General features: G+C 27.2%; 22 protein-coding genes. 6 read left to right on the plus strand and 16 right to left on the minus strand.

The genetic code is table 11. From position 1 onward, the window contains the following. Window positions 1–37 precede the first annotated feature (37 nt). From hemW to D9T19_RS00150, 5 genes are read left to right on the plus strand one after another with little or no spacing between them, the layout of a single operon-like run. Complete coding sequence (hemW, locus tag D9T19_RS00130; protein ID WP_121626169.1) at window positions 38–1,105, plus strand: radical SAM family heme chaperone HemW; 1,068 nt, start codon at window positions 38–40, stop codon at window positions 1,103–1,105. Window positions 1,106–1,156: 51 nt separating this feature from the next. Next, complete coding sequence (gene prmC, locus D9T19_RS00135) at window positions 1,157–1,984, plus strand: peptide chain release factor N(5)-glutamine methyltransferase (RefSeq protein ID WP_121626170.1); 828 nt, start codon at window positions 1,157–1,159, stop codon at window positions 1,982–1,984. Window positions 1,985–1,997: 13 nt separating this feature from the next. Further along, complete coding sequence (locus tag D9T19_RS00140; protein WP_121626171.1) at window positions 1,998–3,965, plus strand: M3 family metallopeptidase; 1,968 nt, start codon at window positions 1,998–2,000, stop codon at window positions 3,963–3,965. A 51-nt stretch (window positions 3,966–4,016) separates the two neighbouring features. Beyond that, on the plus strand, window positions 4,017–4,478 hold the full coding sequence (locus tag D9T19_RS00145; protein ID WP_121626172.1) for a coiled-coil domain-containing protein: 462 nt from the start codon (window positions 4,017–4,019) through the stop codon (window positions 4,476–4,478). An 11-nt stretch (window positions 4,479–4,489) separates the two neighbouring features. Continuing rightward, window positions 4,490–4,768: a hypothetical protein gene (locus D9T19_RS00150; protein ID WP_121626173.1), complete on the plus strand. Its 279-nt coding sequence runs from the start codon at window positions 4,490–4,492 to the stop codon at window positions 4,766–4,768. A gap of 13 nt (window positions 4,769–4,781) precedes the next feature. Here D9T19_RS00150 and D9T19_RS00155 read toward each other — a convergent pair whose 3' ends face one another. Continuing rightward, entirely contained in the window at window positions 4,782–5,840 is a 1,059-nt protein-coding gene (locus tag D9T19_RS00155) for a tyrosine-type recombinase/integrase (RefSeq protein ID WP_121626174.1), read from the minus strand. 170 nt (window positions 5,841–6,010) lie between these two features. On the opposite strand from D9T19_RS00155, the gene D9T19_RS00160 reads away from it, so the two are divergent. Further along, window positions 6,011–7,063 (plus strand): tyrosine-type recombinase/integrase, encoded by a 1,053-nt coding sequence (locus D9T19_RS00160; RefSeq protein WP_121626175.1) that lies wholly within the window; start codon window positions 6,011–6,013, stop codon window positions 7,061–7,063. 89 nt (window positions 7,064–7,152) lie between these two features. Here D9T19_RS00160 and cheB read toward each other — a convergent pair whose 3' ends face one another. The 15 genes from cheB to D9T19_RS00235 form a co-directional block, all read right to left on the minus strand. Beyond that, window positions 7,153–8,226, minus strand: coding sequence for a chemotaxis-specific protein-glutamate methyltransferase CheB (cheB, locus tag D9T19_RS00165; protein WP_121626650.1), 1,074 nt, complete (start codon window positions 8,224–8,226; stop codon window positions 7,153–7,155). 25 nt (window positions 8,227–8,251) lie between these two features. Beyond that, window positions 8,252–8,923, minus strand: a complete 672-nt coding sequence (locus D9T19_RS00170) for a chemotaxis protein CheD (protein WP_121626176.1) — start codon at window positions 8,921–8,923, stop codon at window positions 8,252–8,254. Beyond that, complete coding sequence (locus tag D9T19_RS00175) at window positions 8,920–9,765, minus strand: CheR family methyltransferase (RefSeq protein ID WP_121626177.1); 846 nt, start codon at window positions 9,763–9,765, stop codon at window positions 8,920–8,922. Before D9T19_RS00175 ends, D9T19_RS00170 begins: the two co-directional genes overlap by 4 nt. Next, the gene (locus D9T19_RS00180) at window positions 9,766–11,811 is read right to left on the minus strand and encodes a chemotaxis protein CheA (protein ID WP_121626178.1); all 2,046 of its coding nucleotides are present in this window, start codon (window positions 11,809–11,811) and stop codon (window positions 9,766–9,768) included. It lies immediately after the preceding gene. Between the two features lie 15 nt (window positions 11,812–11,826). Continuing rightward, on the minus strand, window positions 11,827–12,195 hold the full coding sequence (locus D9T19_RS00185; protein WP_121626179.1) for a response regulator: 369 nt from the start codon (window positions 12,193–12,195) through the stop codon (window positions 11,827–11,829). A 77-nt stretch (window positions 12,196–12,272) separates the two neighbouring features. Then, a complete protein-coding gene (locus D9T19_RS00190; protein ID WP_121626180.1) occupies window positions 12,273–14,453 on the minus strand; it encodes a polyribonucleotide nucleotidyltransferase in 2,181 nt (726 codons plus the stop codon). 6 nt (window positions 14,454–14,459) lie between these two features. Beyond that, window positions 14,460–15,110, minus strand: a complete 651-nt coding sequence (locus D9T19_RS00195) for a phosphoribosyltransferase (RefSeq protein WP_121626181.1) — start codon at window positions 15,108–15,110, stop codon at window positions 14,460–14,462. Beyond that, window positions 15,111–17,225: an LPS-assembly protein LptD gene (locus D9T19_RS00200; protein WP_121626182.1), complete on the minus strand. Its 2,115-nt coding sequence runs from the start codon at window positions 17,223–17,225 to the stop codon at window positions 15,111–15,113. After that, window positions 17,218–17,655, minus strand: coding sequence for an RDD family protein (locus D9T19_RS00205; RefSeq protein ID WP_121626183.1), 438 nt, complete (start codon window positions 17,653–17,655; stop codon window positions 17,218–17,220). The genes D9T19_RS00200 and D9T19_RS00205 overlap by 8 nt, the downstream gene beginning before the upstream one ends. A gap of 4 nt (window positions 17,656–17,659) precedes the next feature. Then, window positions 17,660–18,925: a phosphoribosylamine--glycine ligase gene (gene purD / locus D9T19_RS00210; protein WP_121626184.1), complete on the minus strand. Its 1,266-nt coding sequence runs from the start codon at window positions 18,923–18,925 to the stop codon at window positions 17,660–17,662. A 254-nt stretch (window positions 18,926–19,179) separates the two neighbouring features. Next, window positions 19,180–19,812 (minus strand): uroporphyrinogen-III synthase, encoded by a 633-nt coding sequence (locus tag D9T19_RS00215; RefSeq protein ID WP_121626185.1) that lies wholly within the window; start codon window positions 19,810–19,812, stop codon window positions 19,180–19,182. Then, the gene (locus D9T19_RS00220; RefSeq protein WP_121626186.1) at window positions 19,805–21,373 is read right to left on the minus strand and encodes a SulP family inorganic anion transporter; all 1,569 of its coding nucleotides are present in this window, start codon (window positions 21,371–21,373) and stop codon (window positions 19,805–19,807) included. Before D9T19_RS00220 ends, D9T19_RS00215 begins: the two co-directional genes overlap by 8 nt. Window positions 21,374–21,390: 17 nt before the next feature. Next, entirely contained in the window at window positions 21,391–22,887 is a 1,497-nt protein-coding gene (der, locus tag D9T19_RS00225; RefSeq protein WP_121626187.1) for a ribosome biogenesis GTPase Der, read from the minus strand. Between the two features lie 87 nt (window positions 22,888–22,974). Beyond that, on the minus strand, window positions 22,975–23,517 hold the full coding sequence (hpf, locus tag D9T19_RS00230; RefSeq protein WP_121626188.1) for a ribosome hibernation-promoting factor, HPF/YfiA family: 543 nt from the start codon (window positions 23,515–23,517) through the stop codon (window positions 22,975–22,977). A 91-nt stretch (window positions 23,518–23,608) separates the two neighbouring features. Beyond that, window positions 23,609–25,822, minus strand: coding sequence for a DNA translocase FtsK 4TM domain-containing protein (locus D9T19_RS00235; RefSeq protein ID WP_121626189.1), 2,214 nt, complete (start codon window positions 25,820–25,822; stop codon window positions 23,609–23,611). Window positions 25,823–25,826 lie beyond the last annotated feature (4 nt).

Consider the following 25,826-nt stretch of genomic DNA (forward strand, 5'->3'; position numbering starts at 1 on the left):
AATTAGCCGGACATTTTACAAAAAATAGGATTAAAAATTGCTTTTATATATACACATACCTTTTTGCGACAGTAAATGTTTTTACTGCGCTTTCAATTCATATACAGATAAAACACATTTAAAACAAGAGTATATGAAGGCTTTAAAAATACAATTAAAAGATGAATTAAGTAATTATGTAAAAAAACATAATAAAGAAATAGAAACAGTTTTCATAGGTGGAGGAACTCCTTCTTGTGTTAAACATCATGAGTATAAAGAAGTGTTTGAAATCATCAAACCTTATTTAATAAAAGATGCAGAAATCACAACAGAAGCCAATCCTAATTCAGCCTCGTATGAATGGTTAGAAAATATGCATAAATATGGAGTAAATAGAGTAAGTTTTGGAGTTCAAAGTTTTGATAATACAAAGCTAAAATTCTTAGGACGTTCGCATAATAATAAAAGTGCTATAAAAGCTATACAAAATGCAAATAGTATAGGTTTTAATGGTATTAATTGTGATATTATATACGGAGTCCAAGGTGATACTTTGGAAAGCATGAAAGAAGATTTTGATCAAGCTTTTGCTCTTCCTATTACACATTTAAGTGCTTATTCATTAACAATTGAGGAAGGTACAAAATTCTTTGATAGATCATCAGTTAAAATTGATGATGAAGAACTATCTTATAAAATATTTGACCATATAAAACAGAATAATTTTACTCAATATGAGATATCAAATTTTGCAAGAGAAAAAAAATATGAATCAAAACATAATTATGGATATTGGGAACATAAAGAGTATTTAGGAATTGGTGCAGGAGCTGTTGGTTATACAAATAAACAACGGTATTATCCTATTAAAAGTATTGAAGAATATATTAAAAATCCATTTAATATGGAGTTTGAAGATATAAGCGATGAAGATGTAAAAACAGAAAAAATATTACTTGGATTTAGATGTTCAAATGGTGTTGATTTATCACTATTTAATGAAAATGATTTAAAAAAGATTGATGACTTACTTGAATATGACAAAGTTAGTGTAAAGAATAATAGAATTTACAATAAAAATTTCTTATTATCTGATGAATTAGCTTTGTACATATTAGGATAAATATTTTTTCATAATAGTTTAACTATAATATTAGGTTTCAAAAGGTAAAAAATGACAATAAAAGATACAGTTAGAAAATATTCAAATGATTTAAAGTTTGTAACTCATATTCCAGCAAAAGAAGTTGAAATATTAATGATGCACTTATTAGACAAAAATACTATATGGTTACATTTGAATTATAACAAAGAGTTTGAACAAGAAAAAGAGCTTATAAAACTTGTTAAAAAAAGAGCTCAAAATTATCCAATAGAGTATTTAACAAATAAAGTTTCATTTTATGGAGAAACATTTATTATAAAAGAGGGTGTATTAATTCCTAGACCAGAAACTGAGCTATTAATTGATAATGCACTTGAAATATTAAAGAATAAAAAACAAAAAGTTAATGTTTTAGAAATAGGAACAGGCTCAGGAATAATATCAGTAATGCTAGCATTACTAGTAAAAGATATAAAAATTATTGCAGTTGATATAAATGAGAAAGCTCTTGAATTAGCAAAACAAAATGCAATAAAACATAATGTAGAAGAAAATATAGAGTTTAGACTAAGTAATTTATATGAAAATGTTACTGAAACAAATATTGATTTAGTGATTTCAAATCCACCTTATATAGCAGATGATTATGAATTACCAAAAAATGTAAGTTATGAACCATCAAATGCTTTATTTGGAGGGAATATTGGTGATGAGTTACTCAAAAATATAATAAAAGATACAAATGAACGAAATATTGAATATTTATTATGTGAAATGGGATTTGATCAAAAAATACCATTAACAAAATATTTAGAAAATTTCAACACAAAGAGTTTTACATTCTATCAAGACTATGAAAAGTTTGATAGAGGGTTTACAATACAATTTAATAAATAAAAAGGATTAAAAAATGTTTAAAGAATTTAATTTAGAAAAATTAACAGATTCAAAAGTGTTACTAGAAAAGTTATTAGAACAATCTAAGAATGAAATATTAAAATTAATGGAAATAGAAAATAAAACTTATGAAAATTTTGTTATGCCATATGAAGAAATAGGGGAGGGTATAAATGATTTTGTAACTCCAATTTTTCATATAGATTCAGTTAAGAATTCTGAAATTACTGGAAAAGTTTATCAAGAATGTCTTCCTGTTATTTCAAAATATGAGACTTGGATATCACAAAATGATAATATTTATAAGGCTTTAAAAGATATACAGTCTAACTATAAAACTACTTTAAATGGTATACAAAATAAAGTATTAGAAAATGAAATTAGAGATTTTAAACTTTCTGGTTCACACTTAGATAAGGATAAAAAGAAAAGATTAGAAGAAATAAATTTAACATTGAGTGAAATATCTCATAAGTTCTCACAAAATCTTCTTGATGCTACCAATGATTATGAAATGATTATTGAAAATAAAGAAGATGTTAAAGAAATACCTGTTTCTGATTTAGAACTTGCAGCATTTGAAGAAGATGGAATTACTAAATATAAATTTACTTTACAAATACCTTCTTATATGGCTTATATTACATATGGTACATCTAGAGAGAAAAGAGAAGAGTTATACAAAGCGTATTGTACCAGAGCACCTGAAAATGGAAAAGTAATTGAGAAAATTCTAAGTTTAAAAAATGAAAAAGTTAAAATCTTAGGTTTTAAATCTTACTCAGAATATTCGTTACAAACTAAAATGGCTTCAAAAGAAGAAGAAGTTATAACTTTCTTAGAAGAATTAGGTCATAAAGGTAAAGCAAAAGCAATTGAAGAAATAGAAGAATTAAAACAACTTGCAGCTAAAGATGGTATTAATGACTTTAGATCTTCAGATATGGCTTATTATTCAGAGAAACTAAAAAAAGCTAAATATGATTTAGATGAAGAATATTATAGACCTTATTTTGAACAAAAATCTGTTCTTACTGGTTTCTTTGAGTTCTTACACCAAATGTTTGATGTTAAATTTGTTGAAGTTAACGCTCAAGCATGGGATGAAAAAGTAAAAGTTTATAACCTTTTAACTAATGATAAAGAAATTGGAAGAATATATATTGATTTAGAAGCTAGAAAAGACAAAAGAGGGGGTGCGTGGATGAATAACTGGCATTCTCACTATATTAATGCTAAGGGTGATAAAAAACTTCCTACAGCTTTTATTGTTTGTAATTTCCCACAATCAACAAAAACAACTCCATCTTTATTAAGACATTCTGATGTAGTTACGTTATTTCATGAGATGGGTCATGCTTTACATCATTTATTAAGTGATATAAGTGAGCCTTATGTTAGTGGGATTTCTGGTGTTGCTTGGGATACAGTTGAATTTCCATCACAATTCTTAGAATATTTTTCATATGATAAAGATGTTTTAAAACTTTTTGCTAAACATTATAAAACAAAAGAAGTATTAGATGATGAAGCAATCAACAGAATTATAAAAGCTAAAAACTTTCAATCATCATTAGCATTAGTTAGACAAGTTGAATTTGCATTGTTTGATTTTAAACTATATCAAGACTTATACAAAAGTGAAAAAGAAGTTCAAGATTTATTAGATAGTATTAGAGCTGAATTTGCAGCTATGATTCCTCCATCATATAATAAATTTCAAAATGGTTTTTCTCATATATTTGCAGGTGGATATTCAGCTGGGTATTATTCATATAAATGGGCTGAAGTACTAAGTGCTGATGCTTTCTATATGTTTATTGATTCTAAAAATATATTTAATAAAGAACTTGCTATGAAATATAAAGAGACTATATTATCAAAGGGTGGTTCTGCAAATATGGATGAATTATTCTACAATTTTGCACAAAGAAAGCCAAGTGTTGATTCTTTATTGAAAATTGATGGAATTATTAGCTAAATTTTGCAATAATAACGATCTAATAATAATATCAATAAGGATTTAATACAAATGACAAATGCAGAAACAATTTCAAAACTAAATAATGCTTTAAATACTTTAATAAAAGCCTATGAAGAACTTGAAGAAAAAAATAGTAACTTAGAAACTAAAATAAGTGAACTAGAAGATGAAATACTTGATCTTGAAGTAGCTAAAGAAGATTTAGAATCTAATGTACATGAATTTAAGACACATACAGAAGAAGATAATTCAAATATATCTTCAATGTTAGGAAAAATTCAAGGTTTATTAAATAAAAAAGTTGAAATAGGTGGTTCTAAAGATGAATTATCAGTTAATAGTGACGAGACGGAAACTGTAGAAGAAGATGAAGAGAAGAAGAGTGAAGAAGACGAATCTATAATAGATATTAATGATTTAGATAAAGATGATTTAAATGAAAAAAAATCTGATGATAATAAAATAGATTTAAATAGAATGGCATCATTATTAAATGGTTTTAATAATTAGTAAAAGTAATAATGATTACACTAGTAAATAAAATATCTTTGTATAACACTTTTGGTGTTGATAATTTTAACTCTATTGAGGAGGCCATAAATACTATGGCCCCTTCTATGGTAGAGTACTATTTATCAGACTTAAGTGAATATTCTGAGGACATTTATTTAAATAAAAAAGATATAGAAAATACTCTTTCATTAGGGGATTATAACTTATACATAGATTATAATGATAATATCTATTTAGAATTAGACAATAATCAAACTTCAGTTTATGAAACAGCTTCTTTCTGGTAGTTATAATACCCCTTTAATCCATTATATTTGTAGTGGCTTTTAATCTATTTTTATCAAAGTGTGTATATATTCTAGATGTATTAATATCTGCATGACCTAATGCTTCTTGAACCAAAATCAAGTCATGATGTTTTTGGTATAAAAGAGTTGCAAAAGAGTGTCGTAGCATATGAGCACCATTTTTTTCTTTTCTAATACCTGCACTAATTAAAATATTTTCAACTACACGACTAACATAGCTTTGACTTAATCTATTGCCTTTTTGATTACAAACTAATAAATCATTATCATTGCATACTCTTATTTTAAGCCAGTTATTTAAATCATTTTCTATGATATTTGCTTTAATCATAACAACTCTTGGTTTATTACCTTTTCCTTTTATTTGTAATAAATAAACATCTTCTTCTTTATAAATATCTTTTAAATCTAAATTTAACATTTCAGATACACGAATACCTGTATAAATTATCATTTTTATAATTAGTCTATTTCTATATGATGTCTTTTCTGTAAACTTATATTCATCTATTGCAATTAAGAACTTATTGATTTCATCTTTATTCATAAAAGAGGGTAGTTTTGTACCAGATTTCCCAGATAGACCACCCCAGTTTTTCAACTCAATCTTATACATATATGAATTACCATTTTCTGTTTCATTTTGTTTATCAATATAAGTAAAAAGTCCAAGTAGGGCGATTCTATAATTTTTCTTTGTAGCATCTGATAATCTACTAGTGCTTGAAGCTAAAAAATCACTTAGTAATTCTTCATCAATTTCTTTCATAGAAGCTAAGCCTAAATCTATTAAAAAGTTAAAGAATTTTACTAAAGGATTAAAATATGTATTAATTCCAGCTAAACCAATATTTCTAGCATCTTTTACTAATATTGATAATTCTTCAATTGAAGAAGTTCCAATTATTAACTTTTTTATAATAAGTGCAAGTTTATCTTTATCATTAACTTGTCTATTTGATAATGATGTTAATTTATATCTTACAAAACGCTCAATCCAGAATAATAAGGTTTTATCAAAATTATTAGTAAAATCTAGATCATATCTCATTTTAAGCCTTTAATATAATATTTTAAGTATTATACTTTTCTAAGTTTAACTTAGTCTTGAAAACAAGCGTTATATTTAGTATAATAGAACAACAAAATAGTAAATATATTATAATTTGGAAATTATAGTTTCCAAAAGTAAATAGTATATATTTGATTAAAAGGTTAAAATTGAAATACCCATTAGACTGTGAAGCTTCATTTAAAAATACATACTTGTTTTGGTTATCAAGGTTTATTAGAAATAAAATTACAGGTTTATCAAATAGACAAGTTAACAATAAAGAACGTTTAGCTCAAATACTTCAAGAACTAATATTAGGTTTTGATTCAATTAAGGAATTGAAACTTGTAGTTAAGGAAGTTAGAAATATAGGAATTAATAGTATTCATGTATATTATATACCACTTGAAAAATTATATACTTTTTTAATTAATTATGGTGCTGCATCTATGAAAGAAATTGATGAAGAATTACTAAGTGATTTTTTAGCTACTGAAACAAGTACATTATCAGATGCTACAAAGAAAAACTATAGAATTGCTTTAATTACCTTTTTTAATTACTTAGATAAACAAAATGAAGCAGAAAATGGAAATGTCTATAGATATGGAATTGAATTAAAAAATTGGGGTGGTCTATCTGGGAAATCTGGTACAAAACTACCCTCTTTTATGCAAAAAGATGAAGTTAGTACTTTTATACAAGCAATTGAATCTTATCCCTTTAGTTCAAAAATAGCTGCAAGAAATAGACTTATGATAAAAATAATTCTATACACAGGAATAAGAGTTAGCGAAGCAATAAATATTGATTTAAAAGATTTTAATAAAGATGGCAATGCTTATATTATACAAGTTAGAGGAAAAGGAAATAAGCCTAGAGTTGTTATGATTAAAGAAGAAATTATTAGAAAAGATTTAAAAGAATGGAATGAAGTTAAATCTTCTTCTAATAATTTACTTTTATGTAATCAAAAAGGTAATCCTCTAAGCCAAGCTTATATTAGTAGTATAGTAGAAAAAATACTTTTAAGTGTTGGAATAAGAAAAGAAAAAAATGGTGCTCATATGTTAAGACATACTTTTGCTACAATGCTTTATCAAAAAAGTAAAGATTTAATATTAGTTCAAGAATCATTAGGACATGCAGATATTAATACATCTAGAATATATACACATTTTGATAAAGATAGATTAAAACAAACTACAGATATTTTTTAAGTAAAAATGAAAAGTTTTTTTACTTAAAAATAAGTCATTTTAGTCTTGAAAACTATAATTTTCAAACAAAGATATAAATAGTAAAATATCTAAACTTTTTTACCTTCTGAATAATGTATAATATTTTGTGCAATTTTATCTAATGGAATAATATCTTTTACTGCTCCTATTTTTATAGCTTTTGCTGGCATACCAAATACTACACAAGATTTTTCATCTTGTGCAATTGTATAAACATTATTATCAAACATATTTTTCATTGCTATCATTCCATCATCACCCATACCTGTCATAATTATAGCCATTGCACTTGATCCTATAACATTATTTACAGATCTATATAAAACATCTACACTTGGTTTATGCTGACTAACTTTTTTTGTATCTAATAATTTAATTCTGTATCCTAATCTTGCTTTTTCAATTGTTAAATGCATATTACCAGGAGCTAAATATGCATGTCCTTTTTCTAAGATCATACCATCTTTTGCTTCATTAACAATTACTTCTGAATTATCATTTAATCTATGAGCAAGTGAATTTGAAAAACCATAAGGAATATGTTGAACAATTAATATTGGAGGTAATTGGGAAGGGAGTTCTAAAAAAATTTTTAATAAAGCTTCAACACCACCTGTTGAAGAACCCATTGCAATTATCTTATCTCCTTTCCCTTTTATTGGACGAGAAGGAATAACATCATCAGGATGAATTTTATATTCAATTTCCTGAATGGTACTTTTTTTTTGAATTAAAGCTTTAGGTTTCTTCAAGGTATATCTTTTAAGTAAGAAAGTTAAACTTAAGAGAGTTTCTTTTATTCTTTTGTGAAAAGATATCATTGATTCTTTTGCTTCTGGTTTTGGAATAAAACCAACTGCTCCATCATCAAAAATATCATTGCCACGTACGCCCTCTCCTGAAATAATAACAGCAGGCATTGGATGAAGTCTCATTAAGTTTCTTAAAAAAACAACACCATTCATTTTAGGCATATTTATATCAATAGTTACCATATCAGGTTCATATTGCTTTATTTTTTCTCTAGCATCAAAAGCATCTACAGCACTTGATATAACTTCAAACTCATCTATATCATTAATCATATCTTTTAAGATTCGTCTCATTGAAGCTGAATCATCAATAACTAAAACTGTATACACAAAGAACCACCCTATTTCATAAAATCTAAAAAAGTTCAATTTCCATTTGAGCTTCTTCCTTTTCAATTCCGAATAAATCAACTGCACCAACGTATTCTTTGATAACTGGTGCTTTTGTAATCTCTTTTTGTAAAGATTTTTCTTCAGATACAATTTTACTATCTGTTTCACTTTTTTGTGTAACTTTAATAAATGTTTTAAAATCATTAGCAAGTAAGATCAATCTACCATGTTCTCCTCGTGTATGTTCACTTATTAAGGTAAAACCTTCTGATCTACAAAAGTCTTTTGCAAATTCCACATTTCTTTGTCCAATAGATTCAGATGAAACATTAATCTGCATAATATCAGCACCACCAGATATTTTTGCAACCATATTTTTTTTGCTACATCCTAATTTATACATTTCATTAAGCATTGCTTCAACAGAATACAATCCATATTTCATATCATCATTGTTATTATCTGTTGTAGGAAGTAAAAAGTGATTCATCCCTTTAATTTTATTAACTTTATCAAAAAACATAATGGCAACACAAGATCCTAACAAAGTTTTAAAAGCAATTTCTTCAATATCATTTCCAACTGCAAATTCTCCACCAATTACTGTGTGAGTAAAGAAACCTTTTGTTTTTTGTGTATATCTTATAGCAGAAGTTTTTTCAATACTTCCATCTTTATGTCCGATTATAATCAAAAAATTTCCTTCTCTTTAATAAAAATATTTTGCCCTACTCTTTTTACATAATTAACCAAATCTTGAGGATTCTCAGAGTGTCCTAAATACAATGTTCCTCCAATTTTTAAATAAGAAAAGAGTCTTTTTAATATTTTATTTTGATCTGAAGAAGAAAAATAAATAAGAACATTTCTACAAAAAATAATATCAAATTGATTTTTTGCAAAAGGATAAGAATCATCATTTAAATTCATTACCTCGAAAGATAACATCTTTCTTAATTCATCTTTTACTTTAATAAGTATTTCTTCACCTGATAAATTTCTTTGAATTCTCCGCTTAAAATATTTAGAAGGTTTAATCCAAGATGGAAATTCCTTTGAAGATTTAGAATATCTATATACTCCATTTGCAGCATATTGTAAAACATTTGTATCAATATCTGTAGCAATTATAGATGCATTTAGTCTTTTTCCTATTTTATCTTGTACTTCTAAAACTGTCATTGCCATAGAATATGGTTCTTCACCTGTAGAAGAAGCAGAGCAATACATATTAATTTTATTTCCTGATTTAGCAAGATTTGGGAGTGCTCTATTTTTTAAATCCAAAAAATGAAAATCTTCTCTAAAAAAATGAGTTTTATTAGTGGTAAAAGAGTTGATAAATTCAGTAACATATGAACCATTTTCGATTAGTTTAAGAAGATCTTCAATATTACCTTGATATTTACTATCTCTTTTTAACTTATCAATTCTGTTAGATATCATTATATCTTTATTATCTGCAAGAGTAATACCAGTTAATGCATACAGAAGTTTTTTTACTTTTTTATGAATATCATCTGTAGAGTAACTCATTTATGAAGCTTTTTTTGCCTTATTTATATTTCTTTCAATGTTAATTTGAGCATTAATAATACCAACTACATCTAAAATTAATCCGATACTACCATCACCTCTTACTGTTGCAGCACCAATACCTTGAACAGATCTAAAGTTTTTATCTAATGGTTTTACCACAACTTGATGTTGATTTAAAAATTCATCAATTGATAATGCAACTTTTGTATTACCTGATTTCACGACAATAAGCATTCCATCTTCTAAATTTTCAAAACTTTTCTTTAATCCAAATAGTTGATGTATGCGTACTACAGGAATGAATTCTTCTCTTAACATTAATAAATCTTGTGTCCCATCACCAATTTTTTTAATCATATCTGAAGTTGGTTGCAATGATTCAACAATCGAAGATAAAGGCAAAATATATTTTTGATCACTAACGGCGATATCTAAACCATCAAGTATTGCTAATGTTAAAGGTAACATTATTGTAAGAGTAGTCCCCTTACCTAAGGTTGTATCTAACTTAAGATCACCACCTAGTTTTTGAATATTAGTTTTAACAACATCCATACCAACACCCCTTCCTGAAATTTCTGAAATCTCATCTGCAGTTGATACTCCAGCACCAAATACAAGCATTGCTTTTTCATTATCACTCATATTATTATATTGATTTTCATCAATTTGTCCTTGATCTAAAGCCTTTAATGCAACTTTTTCTACATTAATTCCTCGTCCATCATCTTCTATTGTAATAATCATTTGACCATTTGCCTGTTCTGCTGAAATGATAATAGAGCCAATATTAGTTTTATCTGTTAATGCCCTTTCTTCTTGTGTTTCTAAACCATGATCAAGTGAATTTCTAATAATATGCATTAATGGATCTGTTAAACCTTCAATCATTGCTTTATCAATTTCAACATTATCTCCAAAATGTTTAAATTCTACTTTCTTACCAAGTTTTTTTGAAATATCTCTTACAACTTTTGGAAATTTTGAATAGATTGATTCCATAGGAACCATACGTATACTCATAATAGAATCTTGCATATCTCGAATATGTCTTTCCAATAATTCTAATCTTTCAAGTACAGAATTTCTTGTTTTTGTATCTTCTATAGTTGATGAAAATTGTGTAAGCATTGCATTAGTAATAACTAAATCTCCTACATTATTCATAAGTAAATCAATTTTATCAAGATTTACTCTAATATTATTATTTGTTGATGCTTTTTTTGTAATTTTTTCTTTTATTTCTCTAGAAACTTTACTTGTTGGTTTTTGAACACTTTCTTCATCTAAAGGAGTAGTCATATTATTTGTAGTACTAGGAATTAAAGTATCTTTCTTTTCTTCAATTTCATTAGTTTCCATAACTGCATCAGGTGTTAAAGATGGAACATCATCAAAGAAACCAAAATTCTCTTTATCTTTATTATCCAAAGAAGTTTCAACATAATTATTAGCTACTTCTTCTAATTCTTCATCAAAGAAACCAAAATTTTCTTGATTTTCATCTATATCATCTGCAAATAATCCATATGAGTTATTATTTTTTTGATTATTTAATTCTTCATCAAAGAAACCAAAATTATCATTATCATCAACAACTAATGTTTTAACTACAATAGGTTCTTCTTTTTTAACAACAGTAGTAACATTTGTATATGAACGAACTTCTTTTAATGAAGCACTAGTCATTTCAGTAAAAGTTTCTCTATCTAGGTTTTCTGCAACTTCTAAATCTAAAATCTCTTTCATTACATCTAATGCATCAATTAAAGTTCCTGCCATTTCTGGGATAAATACAATTTTATGATTTCTTAATTTATCCATCATATTTTCAACATCATGAGTAAATTCTGCAAAAAGTTTTAATTCTACAGATGCACCACTACCTTTTAATGTATGTACATCTCTAAATAATTGTCCCATTTCATCATCAGTTAATGAGCCATTATTTTCTGCTTCTAAAAGTACATTATCAGCTGATTCAAAAAGTTCTTCAGCTTCTTCTAAAAACATTTCTCTATATTTGGAAATATCAAATGACATATTTAAATCCTTTAATTATCTGCTTAATACAATGTTTACGGCTTTTAATAATTGATCAGGAACAAAAGGTTTAACAATCCAACCAGTAGCCCCTGCTGCTTTACCTTTGGTTTTCATTTCATCACTTCTCTCAGTTGTTAGTACTAGAATAGGTTTTTTTGAATATTTTGGAATTTTTCTTAGTTCGCCAATAAGTGTTAGACCATCCATATTTGGCATATTTACGTCAGTTATTATTAAATCAAAATCAGTGCTGTTAGCTTTTGCTAAACCATCTACACCATCAATAGCTTCAGTTACTTCAGTGTAACCTCCTTCAGTTAATGCGTAGTTTAACATATCTCTTAACATTGTAGAATCATCTACGATTAAAAGCTTGGCCATATTAGTACCCCTTACGTTGTATATTAGAAAATTATTTATCTATACTAACGTAAGAAATATTAAATCAGGGTTAATTATTAAATTGAATTAGAAGCTAATTCTATTCTATCTTTTGTTACTTTTAAAACTCTTATTTTTATCTCATCTCCAACACTTAAAACATCAGAAACATTTTTAACTCTTTCTTTAGATATTTTTGAAATATGAAGTAATCCTTCTCCACCTTGAGGTAAAGAAATAAATGCACCAAAGTCAACAATTCTTTCAACTTTTCCACTTAAAACATCATCTACTTGATATATTTTTTCAAAATTTAAATCTTTTGATGGAGATTTTCTAGATACTGCATTATTAGAAATAGTTTTAATATGTTCACAAGCATCTAATACATTTTGTTTATTATTTCCACTTACTTTTACATTTCCACTATCTCTATCTAAGTCAATTCCTACAGAGAATTTTTCAATAATTTCTTTAATTGTTGAACCAGCTTTTCCAATTACAACCATTATTTTACTAGGATCTATTGCAAATTGCTCAATTAAAGGTAATGCATCACTTGGAATTATTTCTTCTGCTGCTGTTTCCATAAGACCTAAAATATGTTCTCGCCCTTCTTTAGCTTGTAATAATGCTTCTTCTAAAACATTTAATTCAATTCCACCAAGTTTAATATCCATTTGTAAAGCAGTAATACCTTTATTTGTACCAGCAACTTTAAAATCCATATCACCATCGTGATCTTCAAGACCCATAATATCAGTTAATACAGAATATTTTCCATCTTCAACTACCATTCCCATTGCAACACCTGCAACTAAATCTGAAATTGGAACACCTGCTGCTTTAAGTGCTAAAGAACCACCACAAACAGTCGCCATTGAAGAAGAACCATTAGATTCTAGAATTTCTGATACTAATCTTACTGTTTCAGTATAATCATCATCAATTGTTGGTTCAAGTGCTTTTTTACCTAAGTTACCATGACCTAATTCACGACGACCTACTCCAAACATTGGTTTTGCTTCACCTACAGAGAAACCTGGGAAGTTATAGTGAAGAATGAAATTTTCAATTGAAGTTGATTTTTCAGTAAGTTTTTCATACATTTGACCATCTTTTGCACCAGCTAATGTTCCAACAACTAAAGCTTGTGTTTCACCACGTGTGAATAAACAAGAAGAATGTGCAGATGGTAAAATATTAGTCTCTATTGAAATTGGTCTAACATCTTTTAGCCCTCTTCCATCAGCTCTTACTTTTTCATTTACAATCATTCCTCTTACAATTTCTCTTTTTACAACAGATACTGCTTCGTATACTACAGAAAATTCAATTTCATTTTCTGTACAATGATCATCAATTGCAATCATTTTTGCAAGATCTTTAAGTTCAGTTGCTCTTTCACTTTTTGCTAACTTTTTAATAGCTTCTGTAATATTTGACGAATAAGTATTTCTAACATAAACAATTACTTCTTCAGGAATTTTAAATTCAACTAATTCAATATCTTTCATTTCTTTACAAGCTTCTTCAAATCCAGCTTCATAAGCAGTATTTGCTTCATGTAATGATTTTTGAGCAAAAGCAATAGCTTCAACTAAATCAGCTTCATTCATTTCATTTGAATTATGAACTTTTGTAAATGCTTCAATATCAACTTCAACCATATCAGATGAAGAAATAGATTTCATTTCAATCATTAATAATTCATCTTTAGAACCAGCTATGTATAAATCAAGTGTAGAATTTTCAAGCTCACTCATTTTTGGATTAGCAATATATTCACCTTCAATTTTAGCAACTCTTACACCACAAACTGATTTTTTAATTGGTAGATTTGAAGTATATAAAGCAGCATTTGCAGCATTTAAAGCTAAAGCTTGTAAATCAACATCTTTATCTGCACTTAAAACCATAACTGTAATTGTTGTTGGGTACACATAACCTTTTGGAAATAATGGTCTTAAACTTCTATCGATTACTCTTGAAGTTAATGTTTCAAATTCACTTGGCTTTGCTTCTCTTTTTATAAAACCACCTGGTAACTTAGCTGCTGCATAAGTCTTTTCAATATATTGAACTGTTAAAGGAGTAAAATCTTCACTTACAGGATTATCAAACTCACTAACCACTGTAGCTAAAACCACTGCATTTCCTAATTTTGCTAATACTGACCCATTAGCTTGTTTGGCAACTTTACCAAACTCAAAAATTTCTTGTTTCTTATTTAATTCAAACTCACAAACTGTTGACATTTTATTTTAATCCTTTTTTATTGTTTCTATATCTTCAAATTTTAATTCATTTAATGTATCATAATAAAAATTAATAGATATAAAGTGATCTAATTTTTCTACATAATACAAGTCATCTGCAATTGATTCAATCGTTTGAATACTTGCACTTGGTATTACAGGTGTTGCAACTGATATTGATTTTGCACCAAGTTTAATTGCACTTTTAATACATGCCATCATTGTTAAACCAGTATTTAATCCTTCATCTATAAGTAATATGTTTTTTTCATTTAAATTTGTTAATTTCCTATCATCTCTAAACTTATTTACTTCATATGATAATTCATTATCATATAAAAATTTTGATTGTCCATAAATTAAATCTAAACTTATATCAAATACTTTTACAAGTTCTTCATGAATCAAAACTTCTTCAACTTCAGTAACAATAGCAATTTCACATTCGTGATTATTAGGAGCATAAATCTTTTTAGAAAACATCATATCTAATTGGGCATTTAACTCTTTAGCAATAATCTTAGCAATTGGATATCCTCCATAAGATGTAGATAAAACTGTCCAATCCTCTAATTTCATTTTATCAATTGGTAAAATATCAAGTAGTCTATATGCTGCAACTTCTCTATTTTTAAAAAATATAGGGTCAGTTGTCATCTAATCTTCCTTATACTTTTGATTAATTCCACCAAGTGGCTTAAGTTCTAAATTAAAATATACAATTTTTTGATCTATTCCATCACTTGTGCTACTACTAGTAGTAGAAGGAACTCTTTCTCTTTCATATTTAATATCTAAATTCCAACATCTATCATTTATATTTAAACTAATTCCTTGTTTACTTCTAACTTTTTCTAGAAGGTTGTAATTTTCATAATAAGATACTTTATAATCTTTAGAAAGTTGATAATCTGCTTGTGCACGATATGATTCTAAATCTTCATTATCAGTATATGGATTTTCTGTATCTTTTGATTTATAATAACCAACACTTAAAGACAAATCATCAAGTTTGTAAGTAGCATCAAATGAAGTTTCAATAAACTGTTTATCTTGAACATTATAAACAAGTCGATTTGATATCGAACCATTCTGATAATTTAATTTAATATAATTCTCAGTATTTTGTAATTTTGGTTCATCTACACTATTATATAAAATTGATTGTGTTAACTTATGATTTATAATTTGATTTAAATTATTATTATCATATAAAGATTGATTTAAAGATATGTTTATATTTCTATTTCCTTCTGTATTAGGAAAAGATGATAATTCACTTGTACTATCAGTTGTAGTGATTCCATATAAATCTCCATCTTCTTCTAAACTTTCAGGATGAGAATAACTTACATTAAAATTTATAGTATGGAGATAATTATCATAAGGTTTAATTAAATCTGTACCAACAGAAACTTTAAACTCATTTTGTACAAGTGTCCCATCTTCATAATTCGAAGTATTATTTGAATAATTATATTTACTAACTAGAAGTTTATTTTCAACATTAAGATATAAAAAATCATTTAAAAAATATTTATTATAATTTATAGGTAAAGAAATTTCATATTGATTTGCTGTTAAACCTTCTTCTCTTGTATAGTTTCTATATTTAGTATCAATTGAATATATAAGTTTATCTATCCCAAATAATTCTTTGTTATATGAGTGAAATTGAATTTGAGGAAGTTCTTGTAAAGTTGAATCATTAGAATCTTTGGAAGTATCAATATAGTATCTACCATATACTCCACCATAATATTCTGGAGTATTATAAAAATAGTTTATTTTAGATTCAACTTTTTGATCAGTAGAAACAGTATTTTCTTCATCTTCTAATGTTTCATATTCAACATCATTTAACCAATTGATTGATGCATATAAACCATCTTGATGATTCTTACTCGAGAAAAGTTTTGTTCTTTGATAATCAACACTCCAACCATAATGTTTTTGATTATCCAAATCATTCTCTATTTGATAAGATCCTTTTTCTTTAAAAAATCCTGCATTTAATTTAAGTAAAGAGTATGGAGAATCTGCATATCTAAAATAAGAATAAGCACCATAACCTCTTTGTGTTCTAATTTGCGGAATTATTTCTAAATCATAATTTGCCTTTGGAGCAATAAATAAAGATTGAGAATAATATAATCCTTCATTACCTGAATACCCAATAGTAGGAGGTAATAAACCTGTTCTTCTAGTTGTATCTGTAGGAAAACCTAAATAAGGACTATAAAATACTGGAACATCTTTAAAATATAATCTTGGATTATATGCATGTACCCATTTATTCTCTGTATCGTAAGTTGCAGAAGATACTTTAATACTCCATGCAGGATCAACACAATCACATGACGAAATTATTGAACTATCTAATGCAATATTAGTATTTTCTTTTGTAGATTTTTTTGAATTAACCCATAGATTACTTTCTTTATCAAAAAGAAGCACAGGTGTTTGAGAATATGAATCCTTTTTCAAATTAATTAAAGCATAATCACTTTGTGTTTGAATATTATTATCTTTTAGAATTAATACATTATCAAATAATTCAAAAGTTTCCTCAAGTTTATTATAAATAATTTTTGATGCACTAAGATAGTATGTTGGAGAAAAAACAATAACATTCCCTGTTGCTGTAACAATATTGTTTTCAGTGTTTATATTCTCAGATATTAGTTGAAATTTTTCATTTTTTAATTCAGCTGCATTTACCGTGGCTATGGAAGAAATTAATAATAAAGAAGCTACATTATTTTTAAGCATTTACAACCAATGTTTTACCAATTAAATCATGGAATGTTTTTTTCCCATCATTAAAAAATCCAATTAAAAAACCTATATAAAAGAACATTTCTGAAAAAATTCTTCCTATTGATCTTAAAATCGCAGAAAATAGTGATACTTGACCCCAAGTATCCGTATCTATAACCCTAATTTTAGCTACAATTTTACCTACTGTGGCACCATAATACCAAACAAACACTGCTTGATATACTAGTTTTAAAAGTAATAAAGGCATTACTAAATCTGTTTGAATAAAATACATCATTGCATTCATATCACTACTTACAGCCATTATATTATCCCAAAAAATAATAAGAACAATAGCTGTTACAAGTAAATCATCAATTACAAACGCAACAGCTCTTGATCTCATTGATGCTAATTGTAAATCATTTGTATCATTACTCATATAACTACTTTAATGCTTGATATGCAATATCAGTTCTGATTTTTTTCCCAGCAAAATGCACTTGACCACAAAGCTCATAAGCTCTATCTCTAGCTTCTTTAATACTATTCCCAAAACCAACACAAACAAGAACTCGTCCACCATCAGCCATTAGTTTCCCATCTTCTTTAGACACTCCTGCATAAGAAATATGAGAGTTATTTAATAAATCTAAATCTACTATATTGTCAATAATTATTTCAGCTGGAGTTGAACTTGAATATGGATAATTTTCGCTTGCCATTACAACACCAACACCAAACTCATTTTTTATTTTTATATCTAATTTATCAAGTTGCTTTGTTGCACCTTTATAAAATAATTCTGAAACTGGTGTTTCAAGTAAAGGCATTAAAATCTCACATTCAGGGTCACCAAATCTTACATTGTATTCTAAGATAATTGGTTCACCATTAACTACCATTACTCCAATAAAAAGAACACCTTCAAATGGAGCTCCTTCTTTTTTCATACCTTCTAAAGTTGGTATGATAACTCTATCTTCTACTTTTTGATAAATTTCATCATTAACTAATGGAGTTGGAGCATATGCACCCATTCCACCAGTATTTGGTCCTGTATCTCCATCACCTATTCTTTTGTGATCTTGTGCAGCTGGTAATACTACATAATTCTCACCATCACAAATAGCAAAAATTGAAAGTTCATAACCATCAAGAAATTCTTCAACAACTATTGAAGTTCCTGCATCACCAAAAGAAGTTCCTGCTAGCATATCAGATGCTGCATCTTTTGCTTCTTGGATACTTTGTGCAATAATTACACCTTTTCCACCACATAATCCATCTGCTTTTACAACAATTGGTACACTCATAGTATCAATAAAATTATGAGCTTCTTTTTCATCTTTTGTTTCTATAAACGCTGCTGTTGGTATGTTATATTTTTTTAATATATTTTTCATATAAACTTTTGAACCCTCTAATTGTGCTGCTGCACGACTTGGTCCAAAAATAGTTAAGTCATTTTCTTTAAATATATCAACAACACCATCTACTAAAGGAGCTTCTGGTCCTACAATTGTCAAATCTATTAAATTGTCTTTAGCCCACAAAGCTAATTCATTATAATCTTTAATATTAATATTTGTCCCTAAATTATCAGTAGCACCATTTCCTGGCATAAAAAATAAGTTATGCTCATTTTCTTTAGAGATTGCTAATCCAATAGAGTATTCTCTACCACCACTACCAAGTATTAATATATTCACGATTATTCCTTGTATTATTATTATTATAATTTATTAAATTTATTTGAATATCCAAGTAGCCGTTAACCATCAACTTGGCCCTAAAAAGCCAATAACTGCATATAAGAGGAGTACATTAGGAGCGAGAACATAATGAATCACTGCACACCATACTTCTACAATTACACGCACAAATACAGTATCGGACCCTCAACAATGGAAATCCCGTACTACTTAGATGGCGATATTCTATCTAAAGATGATTGAATTTGAGTTTAAAGTAAGTGTTGTTTTGCAAGTTTTATACATTCATCAATTGATGTTTTTTCACTTACATAATATTTAATATTTGAAGGCAAATATTTTGCAGTTGTTTTTCCAATTGCTATTGCAGTATAAGTATCACTCCATTTATAATTTTTAAAAAAACATTCTACACTTGAAGGTGCAGAAAATATAAAGACAGAACCTTCTTCAAGTATTTTAGTAGATTTTTTGCATGAAGTCTTATACGCAATTAATTCATCTACATCAATATCGTTTTCTTTTAAAATATTACTAATATTAGATACTGTTTTTAAAGCTCTAATATATAATACTTTTTTATTTTTAAGTAAGCAACTCAACTCTTTTGCAAACTCATTCCCATGAGATGAAACACCGGTAAAAATGAGATTTCCTCCATGATCTTTTATAATCTTTGCAGTTTTAGGAGCAATTGCATATGAAGGTATAGTTTTCCAAGATTTATTAAAAGAGTCAATAGAATATATTGCATTTTTTGATGTAAAAACCAATGCATCATATATTGATAAATCAATAGCAGATTCTAAATATTCAATACCAAAAACTTCTAAGTTTTCAATACCTTCATATTTTAAATTATTTAATAAATATATCTTAGACATTATGTTTTAAAGTTAATTTTTGAGTATAGTCAATAGCATCTTCAAGTTTAAAAAACATTTTATTTTTTGAAAAAGAGCCATCGGTATCAACATCAATAATATCTCTTTTATGTCCATGTTTTAAAACAAGTAATGTTTCAATATTTCTATTTTTTAATTTTGTAATCATATCTTCTAAAGTAAAAATAGCTGATATATCTAAAAATGAAACATTTTTACAATCAAGTATAACTTTTTTAAAAGAAGGTATATTATCTAATCTACTATCTAAATGCGAAACCGTACCAAAAAATAATGAGCCATCAATTTTAATAATTTCTATATTCTTATTTTTAATATCACAAAAACTTCTTTGTCTTTTTGCTTTTATTCTTGTATTTCTAGATATTTGATAAACTGCAAGAATTGATGCAATCGTTATACCAACACCTACTGCCATAATTAAATCTACAAAAATTGTAAGTAAAAAAACTGTTACCATTATAAGTAAATCTTGTCTTGATACCTTATTCATAATTCTTAAGAATTTATAATCTAAAATATCAAAACCAACTTTTATTAGAATACCTGATAAAACTGCAAGTGGGATTTGTGAAGCAAGTGGTGCTAAAAATAATATGATAATTAAAAGAGTAATAGAATGAACTACTCCAGATAATTTAGTTCTTCCTCCACTATTAATATTTATTACTGTACGCATAGTTGCCCCCGCACCTGGAATTGCACCAAAAAATGAACAAATTGTATTACCAATCCCTTGACCAATTAATTCTTTTTTGGGATTATGTTTAGTTTTAGTCATTGAATCAGCTACAAGCGAAGTTAGCAAAGAATCAATAGAACCTAATAATGCTAATGTAATAGCATAAGTAATAATAGTATCTAATTGTAATAAATCAAAAGAAAAGGGCAAAGTAAATTGAGGTAAACCTACAGGAATAGTTCCAATTGTATCAACATCATAAGCCATATAAATAGTAAAATATGTAACAACAAAAAGAGCTATTAATGCAGAAGGAACATATTTTGTAATAAATTTAGGAGTTAAAAACATTATTGCCAATGTTATATATGCAATAATTAATGCATGATTATCTGCATGTTTAACTGTGTCAAAAAGTTGTGATAGTGTATAAATAACTGAACTATATGATTCAACACCTAAAAATGGGTTAATTTGCAAAATTATGATTATTACCCCAACACCTGACATAAAACCTGAAATAACAGGATATGGAATATATTTAATCCACTTTCCAATACCAACTATTCCAAAAGAAATTTGGATTAATCCAGATAGAAAAATTATAGTCATTATAGTTGAAAAATCATTTGGGAATATTGCAATAGCAGATGCTATTACAACTGTCATAGGACCAGTTGGTCCAGAAATTTGAGTAGGAGTTCCTCCAAAAATTGCAGCAAAAAAACCTAATATAATTGCACCATACAATCCAGCAATAGCACCAGCCCCACTTGCAACACCAAAAGCTAAAGCCAATGGAAGTGCTACAACAGCAGCTGTAATACCAGCAAATATATCATTTTTTATATTCTGCATTAATGCTACTCCTTGAATTAACTATCTTCTTTTAAATATTCCTCATCACCCATTTTATCATTTTTCCCACGTGCTATAATATGAATTGGACAACCTTCAAAATTAAAATTATCTCTTAAGAAGTTAATTAAATATCTTTTGTAAGAAAAATGTAATAATTTCGGTTTGTTCATAACAAGAGCAATTCTTGGTGGTTTAGTTTCAAATTGTGTTGAATAATAAATTCTCAAATAAGCTCCATTTGGACTTGGTAGAGCATGTCTAATAGTTGCTTTTTCAATTACTCTATTAAGAGCTGATGTTGGAATTCTTTGTGTATAATTATTATATATTTCAATAATTTTATCTTTTAATCTATCTATAGAACGCCCAGTTTTAGCTGAAACTGCAATAATTGGAGCATAATAAAGAAATTTAAATCTTTCTCTAATTAATTCTTCCATTTTTTTGAAAGTTTCCATATTTTCATCCCATTTATTAAGAACGATTATAGTACCTAAGCCAAACTCATCAACTAATCCAGCAATTTTTTCATCAAGGTCTGTTAATTCTGTTGAAGCATCAAGAACTAATAAAGCAACATTTGCTTTTTCTAACATTTCTTTTGTTCTTAATAAAGCAAATTTTTCAATTCCTTCAATTCTCCCACGTCTTCTTAATCCTGCTGTATCTACAAAAGTAACACTTTTATCAGCATACTCATATACTTCATCAACAGGATCAATAGTAGTCCCTGCAATTGGAGATACAACTGATCTTTCTTGTCCTACAATTGCATTTAATATTGAAGATTTTCCAACATTAACACGTCCAATAATTCCTACTTTTATTTTATTATCAACTACAAAAGTATCAGGAGTTTCAACTTCTTCATCATCTAAAATAATATCTTCTTGAACTTCATACTCACCTAAATTATCGCTAGCTTCTATTTGGGCTAGTGGAAGGATGTGAGCTTCTGTTATAACTTCTTTAACTTCACTTGATTCTAATACTTCTTCTTCAACTTCAGGAAGATGTGAGTAAAGCCACATAAATAAATCTTTTGTACCTCTATTATGAGAAACTGAAACTCCAAATAAGTTTTCTTCACCAATTCCAAATTCAAAGAATTCCCAAAGTCTTTCTAATTCTTTATCATTATCAATTTTATTTACAATTAAAGCTAATTCTTTCCCTAATCTTTGAAGCTCATAAAATAATTCTTTATCTTTATCATCAGGTATATTTTTACCATCAACCATAAAAAGTATTATATCAGCCTCTTTTGCTGTTTCTATAGCTTTTCTTTTTACATTTGAAAATATTGCATCGTTTGTTTCATCAATACCACCTGTGTCAAGCATTAATGCTGTCTTATCCATAATAGTAACTTCATGTCTTCTAATATCTCTTGTTGTTCCAGCTATATCAGAAACAATTGCAATTCTTTTTTGTGCAATTCTATTGAACAAAGATGATTTTCCTACGTTTGGTTGACCAATAAGTGCAATCTTTTTTAATGTTTTATTCATAAATTTTTAATATCCTATTTGTATATTATTAAAATAAAAAAAGGCATTAGTCAGTAGACTAATACCTTCTTAATTGAAAATTCGAGATTAATATAATCCGAATTTTCCTTCCGTACTAGTTTTGTATAATACTCTCATATTATCGTCTTTATCATAAAATACTTTAAATTGAGCATCAGAAGACTTTAATTCTTTTAACGCTTCTTCAATATCAATTGGTTTATAAGAAATAAGTCTTACTGGAGTAATCTCATCTTCAAATCTTTCTAATTCACTTGCAATTTTATCTTCAATTACACTTGAATCAATCTCAGTTAACTTCGTAGCTTTATGAGCAGAAATTTTATCATGATGTCTTCTTAAAACTTTTGAAACTCTATCAACTGCAATATCAATTGCAGAATATAAATCTTTATCTTTTTGTTTAACAACAACAGTATCTAAATTAGCAACATTTATAGTAAATTCAAATGAAAATGCTTTTTTACCTTGTTTCTCTTCTTGTGAAATAATTGAATTTACAGAAATAATATCTAAGTTATATTTTTTAAATACGTCCACCGAGCTATTTATATATTCTTTTATTGGTTCAGTTAAATTTATATGTCTTCCTACAATACTTGTATTCATAACAAACTCCTTATAATAATTTATTTATTTTATCATAAATAAAATAAAATAAGGCTCTATATAACTTTAGAGTTGACTTAAAAATAATTATTTAGCCTAAAATCTCTCTATTACCTTTGATATTAGGCTCAGATAAGATTCCTGTTTGTTCTAATTGTTCTACAATAGTAGCTGCTCTGTTATAACCTATTCTAAGTTTTCTTTGAATATATGAAATTGAAGTTTTTTTATCATTTAAAACTACCATTTTTGCAGATTCGTATAATTCGTCTAAATCACCTAGTTCTGCACTTGTTGAAGTATTTGAAGAATTTTGAGAATTTCTATCTTTAATAAAATTCATATCGTACTCTACATCTCTTTGATCTTTTAAGAAATCAACAACTTTTTCAATTTCATCTTCACTTGACCATGGAGCATGAATTCTAACAAGCCCTGACATCCCAGGAGGTGTAAATAACATATCTCCACGACCAAGTAATGATTCAGCACCCATTGAATCTAAAATGATTTTAGAATCAATTTTTTGCCCTACTTTATATGAAAGCCTACTTGGAAGATTTGCTTTAATAAGACCTGTTACTACATCAACAGAAGGTCTTTGTGTTGCTACAATTAAGTGAATACCAGAAGCTCTTGCCATTTGGGCAAGTCTTGCTATTGAGTATTCAACATCTTTCCCACTTGTCATCATTAAATCTGCTAACTCATCAATTACTACAACTATATAAGGAAGTGTATCAAAACCTTCTTTTTTACCTTTTTCATTATAGTTTTCAATATTTTTTGTTTTTGTTTGTGACATTAATGTATAACGTCTTTCCATTTCTGTCACCATATTTGCAAGTGCATTAATAGCATCCCCTGCTTTTGTAATAACAGGAGTTAATAAATGAGGAATATCATTATACATAGAAAACTCAAGCATTTTTGGATCAATCATTACAAGTTTTAAATTATCTGGTGAATTCTTATATAATAATGATAAAATCATAGAATTAATACCAACAGATTTACCTGAACCTGTTGTTCCTGCAATAAGCAAGTGTGGTAATTTTTTTAAATCTGTAATAAAGGGTTTTCCAACAATATCTTTTCCTAGAATCATTGTTAATGGTGATTTAGAATTTTGAAATAAATCACTTTCTAACATCTCTTTTAAATATATTGTTTGTGTATCTTCATTTGGAACTTCAATCCCAACAACATCTTTTCCAGGAATTGGAGCTTGAATTCTAATAGTTTGAGCTTTTAAAGCCATTGCTAAGTCATCTTGTAAATTTAAAATTTTAGATACTTTTACATTTGGTGCTGGTTTAAACTCAAAAGTTGTTACAACAGGTCCTGTATAAGTTCTTACAACATCACCTTCGATTTTGAACATTGAAAGTTTATCTAATAAATCAGATATTTTTTGATCAATAACTGCTTCAGATACTTTTGATTTCTTTTCTACTGGAGTTGCTTGAAAAAACTTTGTAGGAGGCAATTTAAAATCTTTAGGTTTTTCTGTTTCACCTACTTCTATTTCATCTAAAAGCTTTTTATTTTCTTCTAACTCTTCTACTATTATTCCATGTGCTTCATTTTGTTCTTCAACTATCTCTTCTTTTTTTGTATTTGATTCTTCTTTTTTTACTTCTTCAATTATTTCAGCAATTTCAACTTCATCATTACTTCTTTGCACATTATTCTTAACTTTTGTTTTATTAGAAGTTGATGATTTAACAGTAGGCATTTCCATAATTATTTCAGCTGTATCACCATTTTCTCTTACTGAAACTTTTTCATCTTTTCTTTTTTCTTTTCTATTGTTTTCAATTCTTTTAATTTTATTAGAGTTCTCAAATTTTAGTTTTCCTATAATTTTTTCAATATCCATTTCGGAATTTTCAAAGATAACTAAAAAAGATATTATAAAACCTACTAAAACAAAAATATAAAGTCCAGCATTACCAATAAATGGGCTTAAACTATCAACTAATATATTTCCTATTTCACCACTATAAATTCCATCTGTAAGAACTAATGATTGGAAGATTAGTGATACAAAGAGTACAATTAAGACTATAATAATATTTAATACTAAATCTTTTCCTCTTATATTTTCTTTAAAATTTATTATATATAAAGGATAAATAAATAGTAATAAATATATATAAGATAGAAAACCAAAGTATATATGAGAGTTTTTAGCAAATATAAACCCTACTTTCCCAACTATATCTTTAGTACTATAAAATGTAGAAAATTCAAAATAAACAATAATAAATAAAACGATTAAAGATATAATTTTTTTAGCTATGACA

It is taken from the genome of Poseidonibacter antarcticus (assembly GCF_003667345.1).
Classification (GTDB): domain Bacteria; phylum Campylobacterota; class Campylobacteria; order Campylobacterales; family Arcobacteraceae; genus Poseidonibacter; species Poseidonibacter antarcticus.

Coding starts and splice junctions, on each gene's coding strand:
- prmC (WP_121626170.1), top strand. CDS start 1,157: ATGACAATAAAAGATACAGTTAGAAAATATTCAAATGATTTAAAGTTT.
- D9T19_RS00140 (WP_121626171.1), top strand. CDS start 1,998: ATGTTTAAAGAATTTAATTTAGAAAAATTAACAGATTCAAAAGTGTTA.
- D9T19_RS00145 (WP_121626172.1), top strand. CDS start 4,017: ATGACAAATGCAGAAACAATTTCAAAACTAAATAATGCTTTAAATACT.
- D9T19_RS00150 (WP_121626173.1), top strand. CDS start 4,490: ATGATTACACTAGTAAATAAAATATCTTTGTATAACACTTTTGGTGTT.
- D9T19_RS00155 (WP_121626174.1), bottom strand. CDS start 5,840: ATGAGATATGATCTAGATTTTACTAATAATTTTGATAAAACCTTATTA.
- D9T19_RS00175 (WP_121626177.1), bottom strand. CDS start 9,765: ATGAGTTACTCTACAGATGATATTCATAAAAAAGTAAAAAAACTTCTG.
- D9T19_RS00180 (WP_121626178.1), bottom strand. CDS start 11,811: ATGTCATTTGATATTTCCAAATATAGAGAAATGTTTTTAGAAGAAGCT.
- D9T19_RS00185 (WP_121626179.1), bottom strand. CDS start 12,195: ATGGCCAAGCTTTTAATCGTAGATGATTCTACAATGTTAAGAGATATG.
- D9T19_RS00190 (WP_121626180.1), bottom strand. CDS start 14,453: ATGTCAACAGTTTGTGAGTTTGAATTAAATAAGAAACAAGAAATTTTT.
- D9T19_RS00195 (WP_121626181.1), bottom strand. CDS start 15,110: ATGACAACTGACCCTATATTTTTTAAAAATAGAGAAGTTGCAGCATAT.
- D9T19_RS00200 (WP_121626182.1), bottom strand. CDS start 17,225: ATGCTTAAAAATAATGTAGCTTCTTTATTATTAATTTCTTCCATAGCC.
- D9T19_RS00205 (WP_121626183.1), bottom strand. CDS start 17,655: ATGAGTAATGATACAAATGATTTACAATTAGCATCAATGAGATCAAGA.
- D9T19_RS00215 (WP_121626185.1), bottom strand. CDS start 19,812: ATGTCTAAGATATATTTATTAAATAATTTAAAATATGAAGGTATTGAA.
- D9T19_RS00220 (WP_121626186.1), bottom strand. CDS start 21,373: ATGCAGAATATAAAAAATGATATATTTGCTGGTATTACAGCTGCTGTT.
- der (WP_121626187.1), bottom strand. CDS start 22,887: ATGAATAAAACATTAAAAAAGATTGCACTTATTGGTCAACCAAACGTA.
- hpf (WP_121626188.1), bottom strand. CDS start 23,517: ATGAATACAAGTATTGTAGGAAGACATATAAATTTAACTGAACCAATA.